At 73.2% G+C, this 24,250-nt stretch carries 1 protein-coding gene; it reads left to right on the plus strand.

What is annotated here, in order from left to right; genetic code table 11:
• The first annotated feature begins 136 nt into the window (after window positions 1–136).
• The gene (locus tag ACYUD3_RS03575) at window positions 137–24,247 is read left to right on the plus strand and encodes a non-ribosomal peptide synthase/polyketide synthase (protein ID WP_470963290.1); all 24,111 of its coding nucleotides are present in this window, start codon (window positions 137–139) and stop codon (window positions 24,245–24,247) included.
• Window positions 24,248–24,250: the final 3 nt, after the last annotated feature.

Below are 24,250 nucleotides of genomic sequence, written 5' to 3' on the forward strand. Positions count from 1 at the left end.
TCGGGCCTGTCTCGGGCTCGGCCTTGTCTCGGGGTGCCGCGTCCCGCTCCGGCACCTCGCAGGGGAAACCGTTCCCCTTCTCTCCTTCCGCGCCCCGCCGTGCGTGCGCGCTCACCCTTTTTCCGGAGGTATCCCCATGGTTTCCCGCGACGGAGCCGCTCTCCCCCTGACGGCGGCCCAGCGCGAGATCTGGCTGGCCGAACAGCGCACTCCCGGTGTGCTTCCGGTCTACCGGATCGGCGAGTACCTGGAGATCCATGGGCCTGTCGAACCGGAGGTGTTCGGGCGGGCGTTGGGGCTTGCGGTGGCCGAGAACGAGGCGCAGCGGGTCGGGTTCGTGGATGGAGCGGGCTTTGCGGATGGAGTCGGCTTCGCGGATGGAGTTGGCTTCGCGGGCGGAGTTGGCTTCGCGGGCGGAGCCGCTTTCGTGGGCGGAGCGGACGGCCCGTTCCAGATCCTGCGGGACACCGCCGAACTCCGCCTGCATCACCTCGACTTGAGCGCCGAACCCGACCCGCACGCCGCCGCCGTCGCCTGGATGCACACCGATCGGCTGCGCCCCCTCGACCTGGCCCGCGACCCGCTCGCCTCGCACGCCCTCATCCGCCTCGCCGACGACCGCTGGCTCTGGTACCACGCCTACCACCACCTCGTCAGCGACGGCATCGCCCTCACCCTCGTCGCCGACCGCGTAGCGACCCTCTACACCGCCCTCAAGTCCAGTACGGAAACGGGAAGTTCCCCCTTCCCGGCGCTGCGCGACGGAGTCGCCCGCGACCTCGACTACCGCGCCTCCGCCGACTTCACGGCCGACCGCGGCCACTGGACCGAACGCCTCGCCGGCCTGCCCGACCCCGTACGGCTCACCGCGCCCGGCACCGACCCGCGCACCCCGACGCGGGGCGTCCGGGTGCCGGTGCGGGGCGAGTTGGGGCGCACGGCCGCCGGTGCCCGCGCCTCCCGCACGGTCATCGCCGCGACCGCCCTGTACCTGCACCGCCTGACCGGCGCGGACGACATCGTCCTGGGCCTCCCCGTGACGGGCCGCACCCGCGCCGACCGCGTCCTCACGGCTTTCCCGGGCCTGGTCTCCAACGTCGTCCCGCTGCGGCTGCGGGTACGCTCCGGCTGGACCTGGTCCGACCTCCTCGACGAGACCGACCGCGAGGTGTGGGCCGCGCTGCGCCATCAGCGCTACCGGGGCGAGGACGTCCACCGCGACCTCGGGCTGCCCGGGGTACCGGGTTCGGCCTGGTCCGCCGTCGTCAACATCCGCGAATTCTCACGGCACTTGACGTTCGCCGGGGCCCGCGCGACCGTCCACGAGATCTCCGAGAGCGCGCCCGGCGACCTCGCGGTGTGGGTGGTCGACAGCAGGGACGGGCGGGGGCCGAGGGTTTCGCTGCACGCGGAGGAGGGGGCGTGGAGGGAGGCCGAACACGCCGCGCACGCGGGGGCGTTGGCGGGGCTGATGGGCAACTTGGCGGGGGCGGAGGGGAGTCGGCGGCTGGGGAGTGTGCCGTGGGGGGACGGGGGTGGGGGTGCGGCTCGGGCTAAGGGGAGGCCGAGTGCGGGGGACGCCGCTCACGTGCGGACGCCGGCGGGTGGTCATGGCGCTGAGGGCACGGCTCGCGCGAGCGCGGAGGCGGACGGTCACGGTGCCGGGGACGCCGTCCACGCGCATGCCGGTTACGAGGCCCCGGACGCCGCTGGTTCCGATGCCCCGTACGCCGCCGGTTACGGTGCCCCGGACGCCGAACTCCCCGACCTGGCCGCCCTGTTCGAGCGCCAAGCGGCCCGAACTCCGGACACGGATGCCGTCGTGGCCCCGGACGCGACCCTCACCTACGCCCGACTGGACGCCCGCGCCGACCACATCGCCCGCCTCCTCACGGAACACGGCGCCGGCCCCGAACGCCTCGTCGCGCTCGCCCTGCCCCGCACGTCGGACTTGGTCGCGGCGGTCCTCGCGGCACTGAAGACGGGCGCGGGGTACGTCCCCCTGGACCCCGCCCACCCGACGGCCCGCCTCGCCGAACTCCTCGACGACACACGGCCGGTGGCCGTACTGACGGACGCGGCGACGCGGGGGAGGGTGCCGGCGGGGGTGCCGGTGATCGTGCTGGACGAGACGGGAGCCGGGGCCGGGGCGAGCAGCACTGTGCCGCCCGGTGACCCGGGCTCGGGGCGAGCCGCCGACCCGAGCCGCACCGCGCCGCTCGGCGACACGCCGCCCCGGCAGCCCGCGCCGTCCGCCGCCGACGGCCACCCCGCCACCTCGCCCAACTCCCTTTCGCCCAGCGCCTCCAGGCCCCCCATCAACCCCCACCACCCCGCCTACCTCATCCACACCTCCGGCTCCACCGGCCGCCCCAAGGGCGTGCTCGCCACCCACGGCGGCCTCCTCAACCTCGTTCGCCACCAACGCGCCACCCTCTACCCCGCCGACGGCCCCCGCCTGCGCGTCCCGCTCACCACCTCCGTCGCCTTCGACGCCTCCTGGGACCAGCTCGGCTGCCTCTTCGCCGGCCACACCCTGCACGTCCTGGACCGCGCCACCTGGGCCGACCCGACCGCCTTCGTCGCCCACCTGCGCACCCACCGCCTCGACCTCGTCAACGCCACCCCGACCTACCTGCGCGCCCTCGTCGACCACGGCCTGCTCGACCCGGCCCACCACCGCCCGGCCGTCGTCATCGCAGGCGGCGAGGCGGTCCCCGACCGCCTCTGGGACGAACTGCGGGCCGCGGACGGCGTACGCTGCCTCAACTTCTACGGCCCGACGGAGTGCACGGTCGACGCCGTCACCACCGAGATCACCACCCCGCGCCCCACTCTCGGCCACCCGCTCCCGGGCCTGCGCGCCCACATCCTGGACAGCGCCCTGCAACCGCTCCCGGACGGAGTCGCGGGCGAACTGTACCTGTCCGGCGCCGGGTTGGCCCGCGGCTATCTCAACCGCCCCGCCCTGACGGCGGAACGCTTCGTCGCCGCCCCCGACGGCACCCGCATGTACCGCACGGGCGACCTGGCCCGCCGCACACCGGACGGCGAGCTGGAGTTCGCGGGCCGGGCCGACGCACAGCTCAAGGTGCGCGGCTTCCGCATCGAACCCGGCGAGATCGAACGGCACTTGACGGACCGTCATGATGTCAGGGAAGCGGTCGTGGCCCTCAGGGACGAACGCCTCGTCGCGTACGTTGTTCCCGCGCCCGGCGCCGCCGACCCGCGTCCGGAGGAACTGCGGGAGCACCTGCGGGAGTTGCTGCCGGAACACATGGTCCCGGCCGCCTATGTGATCCTCCCGGCGCTCCCGCTGACGCCGACCGGAAAACTGGACCGCGCCGCCCTGCCCGAGCCCGCCCCGACGACCGCCCCCGCGACGCCGGCCCGCGCCCCGCGCACCGCACGCGAGGAACTGCTGTGCGGCCTCTTCGCGGAGCTCCTGGGCGCCGAACGGGTGGGCGTGGACGGCGACTTTTTCGCCCTGGGCGGTCATTCACTGCTGGCGATGCGGCTGTTGACGCGGGTACGGAGCGTGCTCGGCGTCGAGCTGCGGCTCGCGGAACTCTTCGACGCGCCGACTCCGGCGGGGCTGGCGGCGGTTGTCGAGGCGGCGTCGGCTGAAGCGGCGCCGGACGCGGAGGGAGTTGAGCCCGGCCCCGATCGCCGCGCCCACCCCGCCGGCCGCCCCGCCCTCACCCCCTACCCCCGCCCCCACTCCATCCCCCTCTCCTCCGCCCAGCGCCGCCTCTGGTTCCTCCAGCGCATGGAAGGCACCGGCGCCACCTACCACATCCCCCTCACCCTCCGCCTGACCGGCGCCCTCGACCGCACCGCCCTCCAGCGCGCCCTCGCCGACGTCACCGCCCGCCACGAAAGCCTCCGCACGGTCTTCCCCGACGAACGCGGAGTCCCCTGCCAGCACGTCCTCCAGGACGCCGCCCCCCACCTCCCGGTGACACCTGTCAGCGCGGCCGAACTCCCCGCCCGCCTCCTCACCGCCGCCCGCGCCCCCTTCGACCTGGCCACCGAACTCCCCTTCCGCGCCGAGCTGTTCACTCTCGCGGAGGACGAACACGTCCTGCTCCTGGTCCTGCACCACATCGTCGGCGACGGCTGGTCCGTGGGCGCCCTCGCCCGCGACGTGACCCGCGCCTACGCCGCCCGGCGCGCCGCCCGCGCCCCCGAGTGGCCCGAACTCCCGGTGCAGTACGCCGACTACACGCTCTGGCAGCAGGACCTGCTCGGCGACCCGGCCGACCCGGACAGCCTCTCGGCCCGCCAACTCGCCTACTGGACACGGCAGCTGGCCGGACTCCCGGACCAGCTGAGGCTGCCGTTCGACCGCCCGAGGCCCGCCGCGACGACCTACCGGGGCGAACAGCTGCGTCTGCGCGTGGACGCCGAACTCCACCAGGGCCTCAGGGACTTGGCGCGCCGCAACGGCACGACCCTCTTCATGGTCCTCCAGGCCTCCCTCGCCGCCCTCCTCGGCCGCCTCGGCGCCGGGCACGACATCCCCGTCGGCACCCCGGTCGCCGGCCGCGCCGACGAAGCCGCCGACGACCTGATCGGCTTCTTCGTCAACACCCTTGTCCTGCGTACCGACTTGACCGGTGACCCGACGTTCGCCGCACTCCTCGCCCGGGTCCGCGAGACCGCCCTGTCGGCCTACGCCCACCAGGACGTGCCGTTCGAGCACCTGGTCGAAGCCCTCAACCCCACCCGCACCCTCGCCCACCACCCCCTCTTCCAGACCATGCTGGCCCTCCAGAACGCCCCCCTCGACGCGTTCGACCTGCCCGGCCTGCACGCCACCGCCGACCTGATCCCCACCCGCACCGCCAAGTGCGACCTCACCTTCAACCTCACCGAACGCACCGACGCCCAGGGCGACTTGGCCGGCATCGAAGGCGCCGTCGAGTACAGCACCGACCTCTTCGACCCCGGCACCGTCGAGGCCATCGCCGCCCGCTGGCTGCGCGTCCTGCGCGCGGTCGTCGCCGACGACGCCGTACGGCTGAGCGCCATCGAGATCCTCTCGGACACCGAACGCGCGGCCCTGCTCCCGGCCCCCGCGCCGGCCGAACCGCTCTCCGGGCACATCGTGGCGCGGTTCGAGGCCCAGGTCCGTACGGCCCCCGACGCGATCGCCGTCACCGCAGGGGACGAACAGCTGTCGTACGCCGCCCTCAACTCCCGTGCGAACCAAGTAGCTCACTGGCTCATCGGGCGCGGAGTCGGTGCCGAGGACCTGGTGGCGCTGGCACTGCCCCGGTCGGCGGACCTCGTCGTCGCGATCCTCGGTGTGCTCAAGGCCGGGGCGGCCTATCTGCCGGTGGACCCGGGATACCCGGCCCAGCGGCGGGAGTTCATGGTCTCCGATGCCCAACCGGTGCTGATGCTGGATGACTTGGAGGTGGTCGGCCGCGATCTGCCTGAGACTGACCCAGGGTTGGAGATCTCGCCGTCGCATCCGGCGTACGTGATCTACACGTCCGGTTCCACCGGTCGCCCCAAGGGAGTTGTGGTCCCGCACGGGAACGTCGTCCGCCTGTTCTCGGCGACGGACCACTGGTTCGGGTTCGGTCCGGACGACGTATGGACGCTGTTCCATTCCTACGCGTTCGACTTCTCCGTCTGGGAGTTGTGGGGGCCGCTGCTGCATGGCGGCCGGCTGGTGGTGGTGCCGTTCGAGGTGTCCCGTTCGCCGGAAGCCTTCGCACAACTGCTCGTCGAGGAGCGGGTGACGGTCCTGAACCAAACCCCGTCCGCCTTCTACCAGTTGGACGCGGGCCTCAAGGGGCACGCGCTGCGTACGGTCATCTTTGGCGGTGAAGCGCTGGAGCCCGCCCGGCTCGCGGAGTGGTACGCCCAACAGGCGGACGACGCCCCGGTGTTGGTGAACATGTATGGCATCACCGAGACGACCGTGCACGTCACCCACATGCCCCTCACTGCCGCCTCGGTGCGGGAGCCGTCGAGTGTCATCGGCAGCGCGATCCCCGACCTGCGGGTGTACGTCCTCGACGAGTCGCTGCGCCCGGTCGCGCCAGGTGTCGCGGGCGAGTTGTACGTCGCCGGAGCCGGTCTCGCGCGCGGATATCTGAAGCAGCCGGGGCTGACCGCGTCCCGTTTCGCCGCCGATCCGTACGGGCCGCCGGGGACGCGGATGTACCGCTCGGGGGACGTCGTGCGGTGGAACGCGCGCGGCACGCTGGAGTTCGTCGGGCGGGCCGACGACCAGGTCAAGGTCCGCGGTTTCCGGATCGAGCTGGGCGAGATCGAGGCGGCGCTGGCCGGGCATCCGGAGGTCGCTCAGGTGGCCGTCGTGGCGCGGCAGGACCGGGCCGACGACACGCGGCTCGTCGCGTACGTCGTCCCCGCGCCGGGGCGGCTCGCCCAATCCGCCGAGCTGCGGCGGCACTTGAGGGAACGGCTGCCCGAGTACATGGTCCCGGCGGCGTTCGTCGCGCTGGACGTGCTGCCGCTGACGGCCAACGGGAAGCTGGACCGGCGGGCGCTGCCCGAGCCGCAGGTCGGCGCGGTCGGCTCCGGGCGGGCGCCGCGCACCCCGCAGGAGCAGATCCTGTGCGAGCTGTTCGCGGAGATCCTGGGCGTCGCCGAGGCCGGTGTGGACGACAGCTTCTTCGACCTGGGCGGTCACTCGCTGCTCGCGACGCGGCTCGTGGCCCGCGTCCGGGCCACGCTGGGCGTGGAGTTGGAGCTGCGCGCCCTGTTCGAGGCGGCGACCCCGGCCGGGCTCGCGGCGAGCCTCGCGGCGGCGGGACAGGCCCGGCTCGCGCTCACCGCGCAGCCGGACCGCCCTGAACTGGTCCCGCTGTCCTTCGCCCAGCGCCGCCTGTGGTTCCTGCACCAGCTGGAAGGCGCGAGCGCCAACTACAACATCCCGCTCGCCTGGCGGCTTTCCGGACCGCTGAACCGAACGGCCCTGGAAACAGCGCTCGTTGACGTCGTCGTCCGCCACGAGAGCCTGCGCACGGTGTTCCCGCAGACCGACGGCGTGCCCCACCAGCGCGTCCAGCCGGCCGCCGAGGCCCGCATGCCGCTGCACAGGACGCGGGTCACGGAGGCGCGGCTCCACGACACCCTCACCGAGGCGCTGCGGTACGACTTCGACCTGGCCGTCGAACCGCCGCTGTACGCCGAGCTGTTCGAGCTGGAGACCGGCGGACACGTCCTGCTGCTGGTGATCCACCACATCGCGGGCGACGGCTGGTCCCTCGGCCCGCTCGCGCAGAACCTCGCCGACGCCTACGCGGCCCGCTGCCGGGGCGAGGAGCCGGTGTGGGCCGAACTCCCCGTCCAGTACGCCGACTACACCCTCTGGCAGCACCGCCTGCTCGGCGACGCCGACGACCCCACGAGCCTCTTCGCCCGCCAAGCCGCCTACTGGACCCGCCAGTTGGCCGACCTGCCCGAACAGATCCAGCTGCCCACCGACCGGCCGCGCCCGCCCGTCGCCTCCCACGAAGGCGGCTTCGTACGCGTCCGCCTCGACGCCCAACTCCACCACGACCTGCGCGAGTTGGCCCGCACCCACGGCACCAGCCTCTTCATGGTCCTGCACGCCGGACTCGCCGGCACCCTCAGCAAGCTGGGCGCGGGCGACGACATCCCCGTCGGCAGCCTCATCGCAGGCCGCACCGACCAGGCCCTCGACGACCTCATCGGCTATTTCGTCAACACCCTTGTCCTGCGCGCCGACACGTCAGGCGACCCCACCTTCGCCGAACTCCTCCGCCGCGTCCGCGACGTCGCCCTGGCCGCCTACGCCCACCAGGACCTGCCCTTCGAATACCTGGTGGAAGCGCTCAACCCGGCCCGCTCCCTCTCCCATCACCCCCTGTTCCAGGTGATGTTGGTCCTCCAGAACGCGCCCGCCGTCGACTTCGCCCCGCCCGGCCTGACCGCCGAGGGCGTCCAGCTCACCACCACCACCTCCAAGCTCGACCTGATCTTCTCCATGTCCGAACGGCACACCGCCGACGGCGACCCCGAAGGCATCGACGGCTTCGTCGAGTTCGCGGGCGACCTGTACGACACGGCGACCGTCGCATCGATGCTCGCCCGCTGGGAACGCGTCCTGCGCGCCGCCGTCGCCGACACCGAGACCTGCCTCAGCGACATCGACATCCTCTCCGCCCCGGAACGAACCGCCTTGCTGCCCACCCCGGTTGAGCACAAGACGCCCCCAACGGACATCGTGTCGCTCTTCGAGACACAGGCCCGCGAACACCCGGACGCGATCGCCGTGACGGCGGGCGGGAAACACCTGTCGTACGCCGCCCTCAACGCCCGCGCCAACCGGCTGGCCCACTGGCTGATCCGGCGCGGTGTCGGCCCGGAGGACTTCGTCGCCCTCGCCCTGCCACGCTCCGCCGACCTGGTCGTCGCCGTGCTCGGCGTACTGAAGGCCGGGGCCGCGTATGTGCCGCTCGACCCCGACTACCCTGCCGCGCGCCGGGAGTTCATGGTCGCGGACGCCCAACTGGTGCTGGTGCTGGATGACTTGGGGGTTGTCGGCTCCGATCTGCCGGAGACCGACCCGGGTCTGGAGATCTCGCCGTCGTATCCCGCGTATGTGATCTACACGTCCGGTTCGACGGGTCGGCCCAAGGGAGTTGTGGTCCCGCACGCGAATGTGGTCCGCCTGTTCGCGGCGACCGACGCCTGGTTCGGGTTCGGCCGGGACGATGTATGGACGCTGTTCCACTCGTACGCGTTCGACTTCTCCGTCTGGGAGTTGTGGGGGCCGCTGCTGCACGGCGGTCGGCTGGTGGTGGTGCCGTTCGAGGTGTCCCGTTCTCCGGAAGCTTTCGCGCGCCTTCTTGTTGAGGAGCGGGTGACGGTTCTGAACCAAACCCCGTCCGCCTTCTACCAGTTGGACGCGGGCCTCAAGGGCCATGCGCTGCGTACGGTCATTTTCGGTGGCGAGGCGTTGGAGCCGGCCCGGCTCGCGGAGTGGTACGCCCAACAGGCGGACGACGCCCCGGTGTTGGTGAACATGTACGGCATCACCGAGACGACCGTGCACGTCACCCACATGCCCCTCACCGCCGCCTCGGTCCACGAGCCGTCGAGCGTCATCGGTACCCCGATCCCCGACCTGCGGACGTACGTCCTAGACAGCGGGATGCGGCTCGTACCGCCGGGCGTGGTGGGGGAGTTGTACGTCGCCGGGGCCGGTCTCGCGCGCGGATATCTGAAGCAGCCGGGGCTGACCGCGTCCCGTTTCGTCGCCGATCCCTACGGGCTGCCGGGGGCGCGGATGTACCGCACCGGCGACCTGGTCCGGCGGCGGCCCGACGGGACGCTGGAGTACGCGGGGCGGGCCGACGACCAGGTCAAGGTCCGTGGTTTCCGGATCGAGTTGGGCGAGATCGAGGCCGTACTGGCGGGGCATCCGGAGGTCGGCCAGGTGGCCGTCGTCGCCCGGCGGGACCGCGCCGACGACACGCGGCTGGTCGCCTACGTCGTGTCGGGGGCCGAACCCGACGCGCTGCGGCGGCACTTGAGGGAGCGGCTGCCGGAGTACATGGTGCCGGCGGCGTTCGTCGCGCTGGACGCGTTGCCGCTGACCGTGAACGGCAAGCTGGACCGCGCCGCGCTGCCCGCGCCCGACCTGACCCCGGCCGCCGCCGGACGCGCCCCGCGCACCCCGCGCGAGCAGGTGCTGTGCGAGCTGTTCGCGGACGTGCTCGGCGTCGAACGGGTCGGCGTGGACGACGACTTCTTCGACCTGGGCGGTCACTCGCTGCTCGCGACGCGGCTCGTGGCCCGCGTCCGGGCCGCGCTCGGCGTGGAGTTGGAGCTGCGCGCCCTCTTCGAGTCGCCGTCGGTCGCGGGCCTCGCCGCCGGGCTCGGCACCGCGAGCGAGGCGCGCCCGGCGCTCGTCGCGGGCGCCCGCCCCGAGCGGCTGCCGCTGTCGTCGGCGCAGCGCCGCCTGTGGTTCCTGCACCAACTGGACGGCGGCAGCGGGGCGTACCACATCCCGCTGGCCTGGCGGCTCTCCGGCCCGCTGGACCGTACGGCCCTCGCGGCGGCGCTCGCGGATCTCGCCGCCCGGCACGAGAGCCTGCGGACGGTGTTCCCGGACGTGGACGGGGTGCCGTACCAGAAGGTGCTGGACGCGCACCGGCCGGCGCTGCCGGTCGTGAAGAGCGACGAGGCCGGTTACGCGGCGCTGCTCGACGCGTCCCTGGACCGCCCCTTCGACCTCGCCACTCAACCGCCCTTGCGCGCCGAGCTGTTCGAGCTCTCTCGTGGTGAATTCGACGACCATGTCCTACTGGTGACGGTCCATCACATCGCGGGCGACGGCTGGTCCCTCGGCCCGATCTCCCGCGACCTGGCCACCGCCTACGCGGCCCGCCGTACCGGCCGGGCCCCCGACTGGTCCCAACTCCCCGTCCAGTACGCCGACTACACCCTCTGGCAGGACCAACTCCTCGGCGCGGCCGACGACTCGGACAGCCTCTTCGCCCGCCAGTCCGCCTACTGGACGAAGACCCTCGCCGGCCTGCCCGAGCAGATCCAGCTGCCCACCGACCGCCCCCGCCCGGCCGTGCCCACCTTCCAAGGGGGCCATCTCCCCGTCGAGTTGGACGCGCGGCTGCACGCCGGTCTGCTCGACCTCGGCCGCCGCAGCGGAGCCAGCCTCTTCATGGTGCTCCAGGCCGGGCTCGCGGCCCTGCTGAAGAAGATGGGCGCGGGCGACGACATCCCCGTCGGCAGCCTCATCGCGGGCCGCACCGACCAGGCGCTGGACGACCTCGTCGGGTTCTTCGTCAACACCCTTGTCCTGCGCGCCGATACGTCGGGCGACCCGACGTTCGCCGAACTCCTCGGCCGGGTCCGCGAGACGGCCCTGTCCGCCTACGCCCACCAGGAGCTGCCGTTCGAGCACCTGGTGGAAGCCCTCAACCCCACCCGCTCCCTCTCCCGCCAGCCCCTCTTCCAAGTCCTCCTCGCCCTCCAGAACGTGCCGCGCGGGAGCTTCCGACTCCCGGACGTCCAGGCCGAGATCGTGCCCGTCCACGCGCCCACCGCCATGTTCGACCTCTCCTTCCACCTCTTGGAGCACGAGGCGGACGGCGTGCGCGGCTACATCGAGTTCGCGACCGATCTGTTCGACGAGACGACCGTACGGCGCCTCCTCGAACGGTGGGTGCGGCTGCTCGAAGACGCCGTCGCCGAGCCGTCGCGTCCGCTGAGCCGGTTCGACGTACTCCTGGACGACGAACGGGAGTTGGCGCCGATGCCGGCCGAGCGGAAGTTCGTCCCGCTCCCCGCCCTGTTCGCCCGCCAGAAGCCCGAACTCCCGGCCGTCCTCTTCGGCGACACCACCCTCACCTACGGTCAACTCGCCGCCCGCGCCAACCGGCTCGCTCACTCCCTGATCGACCGGGGCGTCGGCCCCGAGGACGTCGTGGCGATCGCGCTGCCCCGCTGCGCGGAGGCCGTCGTGGCCGTGCTCGCCGTCCTCAAGACGGGCGCCGCCTACCTGCCGGTCGACCCCGAATACCCGGCCGCCCGGCAGGAGTTCATGCTCACCGACGCCCGCCCGGCGCTGGTGCTGGCCGACCCGGCCGACACCGACCCGGGCCCCGGCTACCCGGACACCGACCCGAAGGTCAGGCACCGGCCGCAGCACCCGGCGTACGTCATCTACACCTCCGGCTCGACCGGCCGCCCGAAGGCGATCGTCATGCCCGCCGGAGCCCTCGGCAACCTCCTCGACTGGCACCACCGCACCCTCGGCGGCGCCCCCGGCACCCGGGTCGCGCAGTTCACGGCGGCCGGTTTCGACGTCGCCGTACAGGAGACCCTCTCCGCGCTGCTCTACGGCAAGACCCTGGTCGTGCCCACCGACCCCGAGCGGCGCAGCGCCGAACTCTTCGTGGACTGGCTGGAGTCGCACGCCGTCGAGGAGCTGTACGCGCCCACGCTGATGCTGGAGGCGGTCGCGCAGGCCGCCGAGGAACAGGGCAGGACGCTGCCCGCGCTGCGTACGATCGTGCAGGCCGGCGAGGCGATGCGGGTCGGTCCCGCTCTGCGCGCCTTCCGCGACCGGCAGTTGGGGCGGCGGCTGCACAACCACTACGGGCCGGCCGAGACCCATGTCGTCACCGGCTACCCGCTGCCCGCCGACGCAGCCCACCCCGTGCCGATCGGCCGCCCGGTCGACCATGTCCGCGCCCACGTCCTGGACGCCTCCCTGCGCCGCGTCCCGCCGGGCGTGCGGGGCGAGTTGTACCTGTCCGGCGCCTGCCTGGCCCGCGGCTACCTCGACCGGCCGGCCCTGACCGGCGAACGGTTCGTCGCCGACCCGTACGGACCGCCCGGCGCCCGCATGTACCGCACCGGCGACCTCGCGCGCCAACGCGCCGACAGCGAGCTGGAGTTCATGGGCCGCGCCGACCAGCAGGCCAAGGTGCGCGGCTTCCGGATCGAGCCCGGCGAGGTCGAGTCCGCCCTCACCGCGTGCCCCGGAGTGACCCGGGCGGCGGTCCTGGTCCGGGACGACCGCCTCATCGCGTACGTCGTCCCCGCCGACGTCCCCACCGCCCCGATCCTCGCCCAACTCCGCGACCGGCTCCCGGACTTCATGGTCCCCTCCGCCGTACTCACCCTGGCCGCGCTCCCGTTGACCCCGAACGGCAAGCTGGACCGCGCCGCCCTGCCCGCCCCCGCGCCGCAGCAGTCCGGCCGGGCCCCGCGCAGCGCGCGCGAACAGCTGCTGTGCGACCTCTTCGCGGAAGTCCTCGGCGTCGCCCAAGCCGGCGCGGACGACGACTTCTTCGCCCTCGGCGGCCACTCCCTGCTCGCCACCCGCCTCATCTCCCGCATCCGCGTCACCCTCGGCGTCGAACCGGAGCTGCGCGCCCTCTTCGAGGCCCCGACCCCGGCCGCCCTCGCCGCCCGCCTGGGCGACGCGGACACCGCCCGCCCCGCGCTCACCCGCCAACTCCGGCCCGATGTACTGCCGTTGTCGTTCGCGCAGCGCCGCCTGTGGTTCCTGCACCGCATGGAGGGCCCCAGCGCGACCTACAACATGCCGCTCGCGCTGCGCCTCACCGGACCGCTCGACCGCGCAGCCCTCGAAGCCGCGCTCACGGACGTCGTCGACCGGCACGAGAGCCTGCGGACGGTCTTCCCCGAAGTGGACGGCGTCCCGCGCCAGCGGGTGCTCGACGGCCTTCCCACGACGCTCACCGTCACCGACACCGACGACACCCGCCTGCCCGCCCTGCTCACCGAGGCCGCCGCGCACGGCTTCGACCTCGCGACTGAAATCCCCCTGCACGCCCAGCTGTTCACCCTCGCGCCCGACGACCACGTCCTGCTGATCCTGCTGCACCACATCGCGGGCGACGGCTGGTCCCTGCGCCCGCTCTCCCAGGACCTCGCGACCGCCTACGCCGCCCGCACGGCCGGCCACGCGCCGCAGTGGGCCGAACTCCCCGTCCAGTACGCCGACTACACCCTCTGGCAGCACCAACTCCTCGGCTCAGCCGACGACTCCGGCAGCCTCTTCACCGGCCAGACCGACTACTGGCGCACCGCCCTCGCCGGCCTCCCCGAACACCTCACCCTGCCCACCGACCGCCCCCGCCCGCCCGGCGGCACCCGCCGCGGCGGCCTGCTGACGGCCACCGTCGACGCCGAACTCCACGCCAAATTCCATGAGTTGGCGCGCCGCAATGGCGCGAGCCTGTTCATGGTGCTCCAGGCCGGTCTCGCCGCGCTGTTCACGCGGCTGGGCGCGGGGACGGACATTCCGGTGGGCAGCCCGGTCGCGGGCCGCACCGACCAGGCGCTGGACGACTTGGTCGGGTTCTTCGTCAACACCCTTGTCCTGCGCACCGATACGGCGGGCGACCCGAGCTTCACCGAACTCCTCACCCGGGTCCGCGAGACGGCCCTGTCCGCCTACGACCACCAGGACGTGCCCTTCGAGCACCTGGTCGAAGCCCTCAACCCGGCCCGCTCCCTCGCCCATCACCCCTTGTTCCAGGTCCTGTTGGCGCTCCAGAACGCCCCCGAGAGCGACTTCGCGCTGCCCGGCCTGGACACCGCCCCGGTCCCGGTCGGCACCGGCACCGCCCGCCTCGACCTGGCCGTCGCCGTCACCGAACGCCGCCACCCCGACGGCACCGCGGCAGGACTCGACACGGTCGTCGAGTACAGCGCCGACCTGTTCGACGAGGACACCGTACGGGCCCTCCTCGCCCGCTGGCAGCGCCTGTTGGCCGACGCCGTCACCGACCCGGCCCGCCCGATCGGCCGACTCGACATCCTCGGCACCGCCGAACGCCGCACCCTCCTGCACGACCGCAGCACCACCGCCGGGCCCGCCCCCGAAGCCGTCTTCACGGACCTGTTCGCCCGACAGGCGGCCCGCCGCCCGGCCGCGCCCGCCGTCGTCTGCGCCGGCACGGTCCTCTCCTACGGCGAACTCGACGCCCGCGCCAACCAGTTCGCGCACTCCTTGATCCAACAGGGAGTAGGGACTGAGGACTTGGTGGCGCTGAAGCTGCGCCGCTCGGCCGAACTGACCGTCGCGATCCTCGGCGTGCTCAAGGCGGGCGCCGCCTATCTGCCCGTGGACCCGGACTACCCCGAGTCCCGCATCGCGCACATGCTCGCCGACGCCCGCCCCGCGCTGGTCGTCGACGACCCTGACGCCGTTCACGTCACCGGCTTCAGCGCCACGGCCCCCGCCGTCCCCGTGCTGCCCCAGCATCCGGCGTACGTCATCTACACCTCGGGCTCGACCGGCCGCCCCAAGGGCGTCGTCGTCACCCACGCGGGCGTGCCCAGCATGGTCGCCGCACAGGCCGAACGGCTCCAACTGGCCGACGACAGCAGGGTCTTGCAGTTCACCTCGACCGGCTTCGACGCCTCCTTCTGGGACCTGTGCGCCGCCCTCCTCACCGGCGCCTCCCTGGTCCTCGCCCCCGCCGACACCCCGCTCCCCGCCCTCACCGACCCCGCCTTGGGCATCACCCACGTGACGGTTCCCCCGTCCGTACTCGTCGCCCTGGAAGGGGAGTTGACCGCCACGACCCTGGTCGTCGCGGGCGAGGCGTGCGCGCCGGAGCTGGTGGCGAAGTGGGCGCCGGGTCGGCGGATGATCAACGCGTACGGTCCGACGGAGACGACCGTCTGCGCCACCATGAGCACCTCGCTCACCCCGACCGGCCAACTCCCGCCGATCGGGCGGCCGATCACGGGTGCCCGGGTGTACGTCCTGGACGCCGGGCTTCAGCCGGTGCCGCCCGGCGTGCCGGGTGAACTCTATGTAGCGGGCGCGGGGTTGGCGCGCGGCTACCTCAACAGGCCGTCCCTGACGGCGGATCGGTTCGTGGCCGACCCGTACGGCGAGCCCGGTACCCGCATGTACCGCACCGGCGACCTCGTGCGCTGGACGCCGTCCGGTGAGCTGGAGTTCGCCGGCCGCGCCGACGAGCAGGTCAAGGTGCGCGGCTTCCGCGTCGAACCCGCCGAGATCGAAGCCCAGTTGGCCGAGCACCCGAGCGTCACGCACACCGTGGTCGCGGTGCGCCGGGACCGGCTCGTCGGCTACGTCGTCCCCGCGCCCGGCGCCGAACCGGCCCCGGCCGAACTGCGGGCGTACCTCAAGGAGCGGCTGCCGGAGCACATGGTGCCCAGCGCGTTCGTCACGCTGGCCGCGCTGCCGCTGACGCCCAACGGCAAGCTGGACCGGGCCGCGCTGCCCACCCCGGAGTTCACCGCCCACGGCAGGGCGCCGCGCACCCCGCGCGAACAGCTGCTCGCCGGGCTGTTCGCCGAAGTGCTGGGCGTGCCCCAAGTCGGCGCCGACGACGGGTTCTTCGACCTCGGCGGCCACTCCCTGCTCGCCACCCGCCTCGCCTCGCGCATCCGCGCCGCCCTCGGCGTCGAACTGCCGCTGCGCACTCTCTTCGAGACGCCGACCGTCGCCGGACTCGCCGCCGCGACGGACACCGCAGGGGCGGCCCGCCCGGTGCTGACCCGCCAACAGCGCCCGGAATCCCTGCCGTTGTCGTTCGCACAGCGCCGCCTGTGGTTCCTGCACCAGATGGAGGGCGCCGAGGCCACCTACAACATCCCGCTCGCGCTGCGCCTCACCGGCCGGCTCGACGAGGACGCCCTGGACGCGGCCCTCGCCGACGTCGTCGACCGGCACGAGACCCTGCGCACGGTCTTCCCGGAAGGCCCCGACGGCGTCCCCGCCCAGCACGTCCTGCACGGAGTCCACCCCCGCCTGCGCGTCACCCGCGCCGACGAACACCACCTCGCCGCCCTGCTCATCCAGGCCGCCCGCGCCGGCTTCGACCTCACTGCCGAACTCCCCCTGAAAGCCGAGCTGTTCGCGCTCGCGCCCGACGACCACGTCCTCCTCCTCGTCATGCACCACATCGCGGGTGACGGCTGGTCCACCGGACCGCTCTCCCGCGACCTCGCCGAGGCCTACGCCGCCCACCGCACCGGCCGCAAACCCGAATGGGCCGAACTCCCCGCCCAGTACGCCGACTACACCCTCTGGCAACGCGCCCTGCTCGGCGCCGAGTCCGACCCGGACAGCGCCTTCGGCACGCAACTCGCCTACTGGAAGCACCAGTTGGTGGACCTCCCCGAACAGCTGACCCTGCCCGCCGACCGACCGCGCCCCGCCGTCGCCGGATACGACGGCGCCCATCTCCTCGTCGACCTCGACCCCGAACTCCACGCCAGGCTCAATGAGTTGGCGCGCCGCAATGGCGCGAGCCTGTTCATGGTGCTCCAGGCGGGTCTTGCCGCGTTGTTCACGCGGCTGGGTGCGGGGACGGACATCCCGGTGGGTAGTCCGGTCGCGGGCCGTACGGATCAGGCGCTGGACGACTTGGTGGGGTTCTTCGTCAACACCCTTGTGCTGCGCACCGATACGTCCGGCGACCCGAGCTTCACCGAACTCCTCGCCCGGGTCCGCGAGACGGCCCTGTCCGCCTACGCCCACCAGGATCTGCCCTTCGAGAACCTGGTGGAGGAGCTGAACCCGGCCCGCTCGCTCTCCCATCACCCCTTGTTCCAGGTGATGTTCGCCCTCCAGAACGCCCCCATGGGCACCTTCGAACTCCCCGGCCTGCGCGTCGCCCCGCTCACCGTCCCGACCGGCACCGCCAAGTTCGACCTCGGCTTCAACCTGTACGAGCGGCCCGAGGGCGGCATCTCCGGGGCCGTCGAGTACGCGACCGACCTGTACGACCCCGGCACGGTCGCCGCACTCGTGGACCGCTGGACTCGCTTGCTGCGTGAGGTAGTTGCCGACCCTGACCGGTCCATCGGCCGTGCCGAGATCCTGACCGGGGACGAACGCCGCCGGCTGCTGGCGCACGGCGCCGGGGCCGTCGTACCGGTCGTGCCCGAGCCGTTGCCGGAGGCGTTCGCGAGGCAAGTGCGGGCCACGCCCGGTGCCGTGGCGCTGGCGATGGGGGAGCGGGAGGTCTCCTACGCGGAACTCGACCGGCTCTCCAGTCAGTTCGCGCACTTTCTGCGGCAACGGGGCGTCCGGGCCGAGGACTTGGTGGCGCTCAAGTTCGGGCGGTCCGTGGAACTGGTCGTCGGCATGCTCGGGGTGCTCAAGGCCGGGGCCGCCTATCTGCCCGTCGACCCGGAGTATCCGCAGACACGGATCGCGTACATGCTCGCCGACGCCCGCCCCGCGCTGATCGTGGACGACCCCGAGACCGTCCGCGCGACCGGCATGCCGGTCACCGCACCCCAGGTGGACGTGGCGCCGCAGCACCCGGCGTACGTCATCTACACCTCGGGAACCACCGGGCACCCCAAGGGAGTTGTCGTCAGCCACGCCGGGCTCGCCCACCTCGTGGCCGCCCAGGTCGAGCGGTTCGCCATCGACGCCGGCAGCCGGCTCCTCCAGTTCGCCTCGCCCAGCTTCGACGCCTCCGTGTCCGAGCTGTACACGGCCCTGCTGACCGGCGCCACACTGGTCCTCCCGCCGCCCGGCAACCCCCTGCCGGCCCTCACCGACCCCACGCTGGGCGTGACCCACGTGACCGTCGCCCCGTCCGTCCTCGTCGGCCTCGACACCGGCCAACTCACCGTTTCCACACTGGTGGTTGCCGGTGAGGCCTGCCCGCCGGAGCTGGTGGCGAAGTGGGCGCCGGGCCGGCGGATGATCAATGCGTACGGTCCGACGGAGACGACCGTCTGCGCGACGATGAGCGATCCCCTCACGCCGACCGGCCAAGTCCCGCCGATCGGCGGCCCGATCACGGGCGCCCGGGTGTACGTCCTGGACGCCGGACTTCAGCCGGTGCCGCCCGGTGTGGCGGGTGAACTGTACGTGGCGGGCGCGGGGTTGGCGCGCGGCTACCTCAACAGGCCGTCTCTGACGGCGGATCGCTTCGTGGCCGACCCGTATGGTGAGCCAGGCGCCCGTATGTACCGCACGGGTGACCTGGTGCGCTGGACGCCGGCCGGTGAGCTGGAGTTCGCGGGCCGCGCCGACGAGCAGGTCAAGGTACGCGGCTTCCGCGTCGAACCCGCCGAGATCCAGGCCCAGTTGGCGGATCACCCGAGCGTCGCGCACAGCGTCGTCACGGTGCGGGACGACCGGCTGGTCGCCTACGTCGTACCGGCCGCCGCGCGCGCCGAGCAGGAACTTGATGTCGTCGAGACCTGGCGGGAGACCTACGACGCGCTGCCGGTGACCGCCGCGCCCGCCGCCTTCGGGGAGAACTTCACCGGCTGGAACAGCAGTTACGACGGGAAGCCCATCCCCGAGGCGGAGATGCGGGAGTGGCGGGATGCCACCGTCGACCGCATCCGCGCGCTGTGCCCCCGCCGCGTCCTGGAGGTCGGCGCCGGCACCGGCCTGCTGCTGGCGAAGCTCGCGCCGGACTGCGAGACATACTGGGCCACCGACCTGTCCGCGACCGCCGTCGACTCCATCGCCCAACATCTCGCACAGGACGAGAAGTTGGCGGGCCGGGTGGTCCTGCGCAACCAGCCCGCGCACGACGTGAGCGGGCTGCCGGAGGGCGGCTTCGACACGATCGTCATGAACTCGGTGGTCCAGTACTTCCCGAGCGGCGGCTATCTCCTGGACGTCGTACGGAAGTTGACGGGGCTGCTCGCGCCCGGCGGGAAGCTCTTCCTCGGGGACGTGCGCAACCTGCGGCTGCTCAAGCCGTTCCTCACCGCCGTGCACGCGCCGCGCGTCCCGGCGGACCGGCTGGGGCGGACCGTGGAACAGGCGATGCGGCGGGAGGAGGAACTCCTCGTCGACCCCGACTACTTCACCGCCCTGCCCGCGCACGTCGAGCAGCTGGCCGGGGCCTTCGTGGAGGTCCGCAGGGGCCGGCACCACAACGAACTCACCCGGCACCGCTACGACGTGACCCTGCACAAGCGGCCGACGGCCGTACCCGCCATGGCCGTTGCCGAGGCGGTGTGGGGCGAGGACGTGCACAGCCTGGCCGAGGCGTACGCGGCGGCCGAGCGGACGCCCGCCCTGCGGATCACCGGCGTGCCCAACCCGCGCCTGGCCACCGAGGCGGGCCCGCTGAGGACCGTGCCCACGCCGCGCCGCACCACCGAGAACGACCTCAGCGGCGTGCCCGACCCGGAGGACTGGTACGCCTCCGGCCGCCGTACGCACGTCAGTTGGTCGCCCGACAGCCCCGAGCTGCTGGAGGTGCTGTTCCTCGACGGCGACGGGATTCCGCCAGGCCGCGCCGGGCAGCGCGGACTTGACGGACTCACCAACACCCCCGGCGGACCCCGCACCGCCGCCTCCCTCCCCGCCACCCTGCGCGCCCACGCCCGCGAACGGCTCCCCGAGCACCTCGTCCCGTCGGCGTTCGTCGTCCTCGACGAACTCCCGCGCACGGCAAGCGGAAAGCTCGACCGGGCCGCGCTGCCCGCCCCCGAGGCGGACCGCGCGAACACCGGACGCGCGCCCCGCACTCCCCAAGAGGAGCTGCTGGCCGACCTGTTCGGCGAACTCCTGAACACCGGCCGGGTCGGCGTGGACGACAACTTCTTCGACCTCGGCGGCCATTCACTGCTCGCCACCCGCCTGGCCTCCCGCATCCGCGCCACCCTCGGCGCCGAACTCGACGTCCGCGCCCTCTTCGAGGCCCCTACGGTCGCCGCGCTCGCCGCCCGCCTGGACCACGCGGGCGCCGCACGGCCCGCCCTGACCAAAGCCCAACGGCCGCAGCGGGTACCGCTGTCGTACGCGCAGCGCCGCCTGTGGTTCCTGCACCGGATGGAGGGGCCGGGCGCGACGTACAACATGCCGCTCGCGCTCAGGCTCACCGGACCGCTCGACCGGCGCGCGCTGGAGGCCGCCTTCGCGGACGTGGCCGCCCGGCACGAGAGCCTGCGGACGGTCTTCCCGGACGCGGGCGGGGTGCCGTACCAGCGGGTGCTCGCCGACGTCCGCCCCGCGCTGCCGGTCACCGACGCCGACGACGCGAAGCTGCCCGCGCTGCTCGCGGAGAGCGCCGGGCGCGGCTTCGACCTCGCCGCCGAAATCCCGTTGCGCGCCGAGCTGTTCGCGCTCGCGCCGGACCAGCATGTGCTGCTGGTCGTCGTCCACCACATCGCGGGCGACGGCTGGTCGATGGGCCCGCTCTCCCGCGACCTGGCGACGGCCTACGCGGCGCGCGGCGCGGGCGAGCACCCCGAGTGGGCCGAACTCCCCGTCCAGTACGCCGACTACACGCTCTGGCAGCGCGACCTGCTCGGCGCGGCCACCGACGACGACAGCCGGCTCTCCGGCCAACTCGCCTACTGGAAGCGCACGTTGGCCGGGCTCCCGGAGCAGACCGCGCTGCCCGCCGACCGGCCCCGACCGGCGACCGCCTCGCAGCGCGGCGACACGCTGCCGCTGCGGATCGACGCCGAACTCCATCAAAAACTAAGGGAGTTGTGCGCACGCCACGGCGCGAGCCTGTTCATGGTGCTCCAGGCCGGCCTCGCCGCCCTGCTGCACCGGCTCGGCGCGGGCGACGACATCCCGGTCGGCAGCCCGGTCGCGGGCCGCACCGACCAGGCGCTGGACGATCTGGTCGGGTTCTTCGTCAACACCCTTGTCCTGCGCACCGATACGTCCGGTGACCCGACCTTCGCCGAACTCCTCGGCCGCGTCCGCGAGACCGCCCTGTCGGCCTACGCCCACCAGGACGTGCCGTTCGAGCACCTGGTGGAGGTCGTCAACCCGGCCCGCTCGCTCTCCCACCACCCCTTGTTCCAGGTGATGTTGGCCCTCCAGAACGCCCCGGCCGGCGCGTTCGCGCTGCCCGGCCTCACCACCGGCTACCTGCCCGTGCCGACCGGCACCGCCCGCTGCGACCTGACGTTCAGCCTCGCCGAGCAGTACGCCGAGGACGGCCGCCCGGACGGGCTGACCGGCGCCGTCGAGTACGCGACCGACCTGTTCGACGCGCCCACCGTCCAGACCCTCGTCGACCGCTGGGCCCGGCTGCTCCAAGCGGTCGCCGACGCACCGGAGATGACGATCGGTCAGGTCGACCTGGTCCCGGCCGAGGAACGGCACCGCCTGCTCGTCACGCACAACGACACCGGGGGCGAACTGCCCCAACTCCGCTCACTACCCGAGCTGTTCGCGGACCAAGTGCGGGCCACGCCCGACGCGGTCGCCGTCGAGCAGGACGGGACGGCGTGGTCGTACGCGGAACTCGACGCGCGGGCGAACCGGCTCGCGCACGCGCTCGGGCGGGAAGGGGTCGGGGGCGGGACCGCCGTCGCCGTGCTGCTTGAGCGGTCCGCCGAACTGGTCGTGGCCGTGCTCGGGATCCTCAAGTCCGGTGGCACGTATGTGCCGTTGGACCCCGGGTTCCCGGCCGCGCGGATCGAGCTGGTCGTGCGGGAGACGGGCGCCGCGCTCGTGCTCACCGAGGACGTGCTGACCGCGCTCGTCCAGGCCGAGCCGCGCACCGACGCGCCCGACGTGGTGTGCCGGGCCGGGCAGGCGGCGTACGTGATGTACACCTCCGGGTCAACCGGCGTGCCCAAGGGGGTCGTTGTCACCCACGCCGATGTCGCCGGGCTGGCCCTCGCGCCCGTCTTCGCGGGGCACGACAGGGTGCTGCTGCACGCGCCGGCCGCGTTCGACGCGTCGACGTACGAGCTGTGGGTGCCGCTGCTCAACGGCGGGACTGTCGTCGTCGCGCCCCAAGGACGGCTCGACGCGCGGGAGTTGGGGCAGGCCGTCGAGGCCGGGCGGGTGACCGGGCTGTGGCTCACCGCCGGGCTGTTCCGGCTGCTCGCCGAGGAGGAGCCGCGGGCGCTGGCGGGGGTGCGCGAGGTGTGGACCGGCGGCGACGTCGTACCGGCCGCGTCCGTCGCCCGCGCGATGGCCGCCTGCCCCGGGCTGCGCGTCGTCGACGGCTACGGACCCACCGAGACCACCACGTTCGCCGCCCACCACCGCATGCGCACCGCCCCCGACCCCGCCCGCCCCGTACCGCTCGGCCGCCCCATGCCCGGCACCCGGCTGTACGTCCTCGACGCCCGCCTGCGCCCCGTCCCGACCGGCGTCACCGGCGAGCTGTACATCGCCGGAAACGGCGTCGCCCGCGGCTACTTGGGCCGGCCGGCCCTGACCGCCGAACGCTTCACCGCCGACCCCTACGGCGCGCCCGGCACCCGTATGTACCGCACCGGTGACCTCGCCCGCTGGAGCGCCGCCGGCGAGCTGGAGTTCGCCGGACGCGCCGACGACCAGGTCAAGTTGCGCGGCTTCCGGGTCGAACCCGGCGAGGCCGAGGCGGCGTTGGCGGCCTGCCCCGGGGTGGCGCGCGCGGTGGTCGTCGCCCGGGAGGAACGGGGCGGCGACAAGCGGCTGGTGGCGTACGTGGTACCGGAACTCGCGGTGTACACCGATGAGTTGACCCAAGTCGTCGAAGAGTTGCCGCCGACCGTCGGAGAGCTGCCCCCAGCCGTCCCCGAACTCGCCCCCGTCCCCGCCGACTTCGTCCCCACCCTCGCCGACCACCTCCGCCGCACCCTCCCCGCCCACCTGATCCCCTCCGCCTTCGTCCCGCTGCCGACCCTCCCCCTCACCCCGAACGGCAAGGTCGACCGCGCCGCCCTCCCCGCCCCCGAGGACCCCCGCGCCCAGGCCGCCCACCGCGGCCCGCGCACCCCTCAAGAACAGGTCCTCTGCGACCTGTTCGGGCAGGCCCTCGGCGTCGAACGGGTCGGCATCGAGGACAGTTTCTTCGACCTCGGCGGCCACTCGCTGCTCGCGGCCCGGCTGGTCGCGCGGGTGCGGGAGACGCTGGGCGTGGAGATCGGGCTGCGGACGCTGTTCCAGGCGCCGACCGTCGCCGCGCTCGCCGCCCGCCTCGCGCTCGGCGACGCCGACAGCTCGCTGGACGTGATCCTGCCGCTGCGCGCCACCGGCACCGCCACCCCGGTGTTCTGCGTCCACCCCGGCGGCGGCGTGAGCTGGTGCTACAGCGGCCTGTTGAGCCATATCGCGCCCGAGCACCCGGTCTACGCGATCCAGGCCCGCAGCCTCGCCCGCGACGAACCCCGGCCGGACTCGTACGAGGAGATGGCCGCCGACTACGCCGAGCAGATCCGCAGGATCCAGCCCGACGGCCCCTACCTCCTCCTCGGCTGGTCGGCCGGCGGACTCGTCGCGCACGCGATCGCCACCGAACTCCAACGGCAGGGCCGGTCAACGGCGTTGCTCGCGATCCTGGACGCCTACCCGGTCGTCGACCTCACCTTCGAGGTGGCCCCCGTCCCCAGCGAACGGGACGTCCTGGTCGGCATGTTGGACTGCGACCCGGACGAACTCCCGCCAGGAGACCTGAGTTACGACGAGGTCATGGCCGTCCTGCGGCGGCGCGGCAGCGCGCTCGCCAGCCTGGAGCGGCGTCACCTCGAAGCGATCGTCGCCGTGATGATCAACAACGCGAGTCTCGCCCTCAGCTTCGAACCCGGCGTGTTCCAGGGGGAGATGCTCCTGTTCAACTCCACGATCGACCGCGAGCAGGACTCCCCGGGCGCCGCCACCTGGCAGCCGTACGTCGACGGTCCGATCCGCAGCCACGACATCACGGCCCGCCACGACCGCATGACCCAGCCGGGCGCCCTCGCCCAACTCGGCCCCGTGCTCGCCGCACGCATCGCCGAGATCACCAACTCGCCTGAGAACAAGGAGAACTGACGC

It is taken from the genome of Streptomyces sp. AMJ-169, assembly GCF_055597585.1.

Bases quoted from the DNA above. Each gene is read 5' to 3' on its own strand.
- ACYUD3_RS03575 (WP_470963290.1), top strand. From the start codon at position 137: ATGGTTTCCCGCGACGGAGCCGCTCTCCCCCTGACGGCGGCCCAGCGC.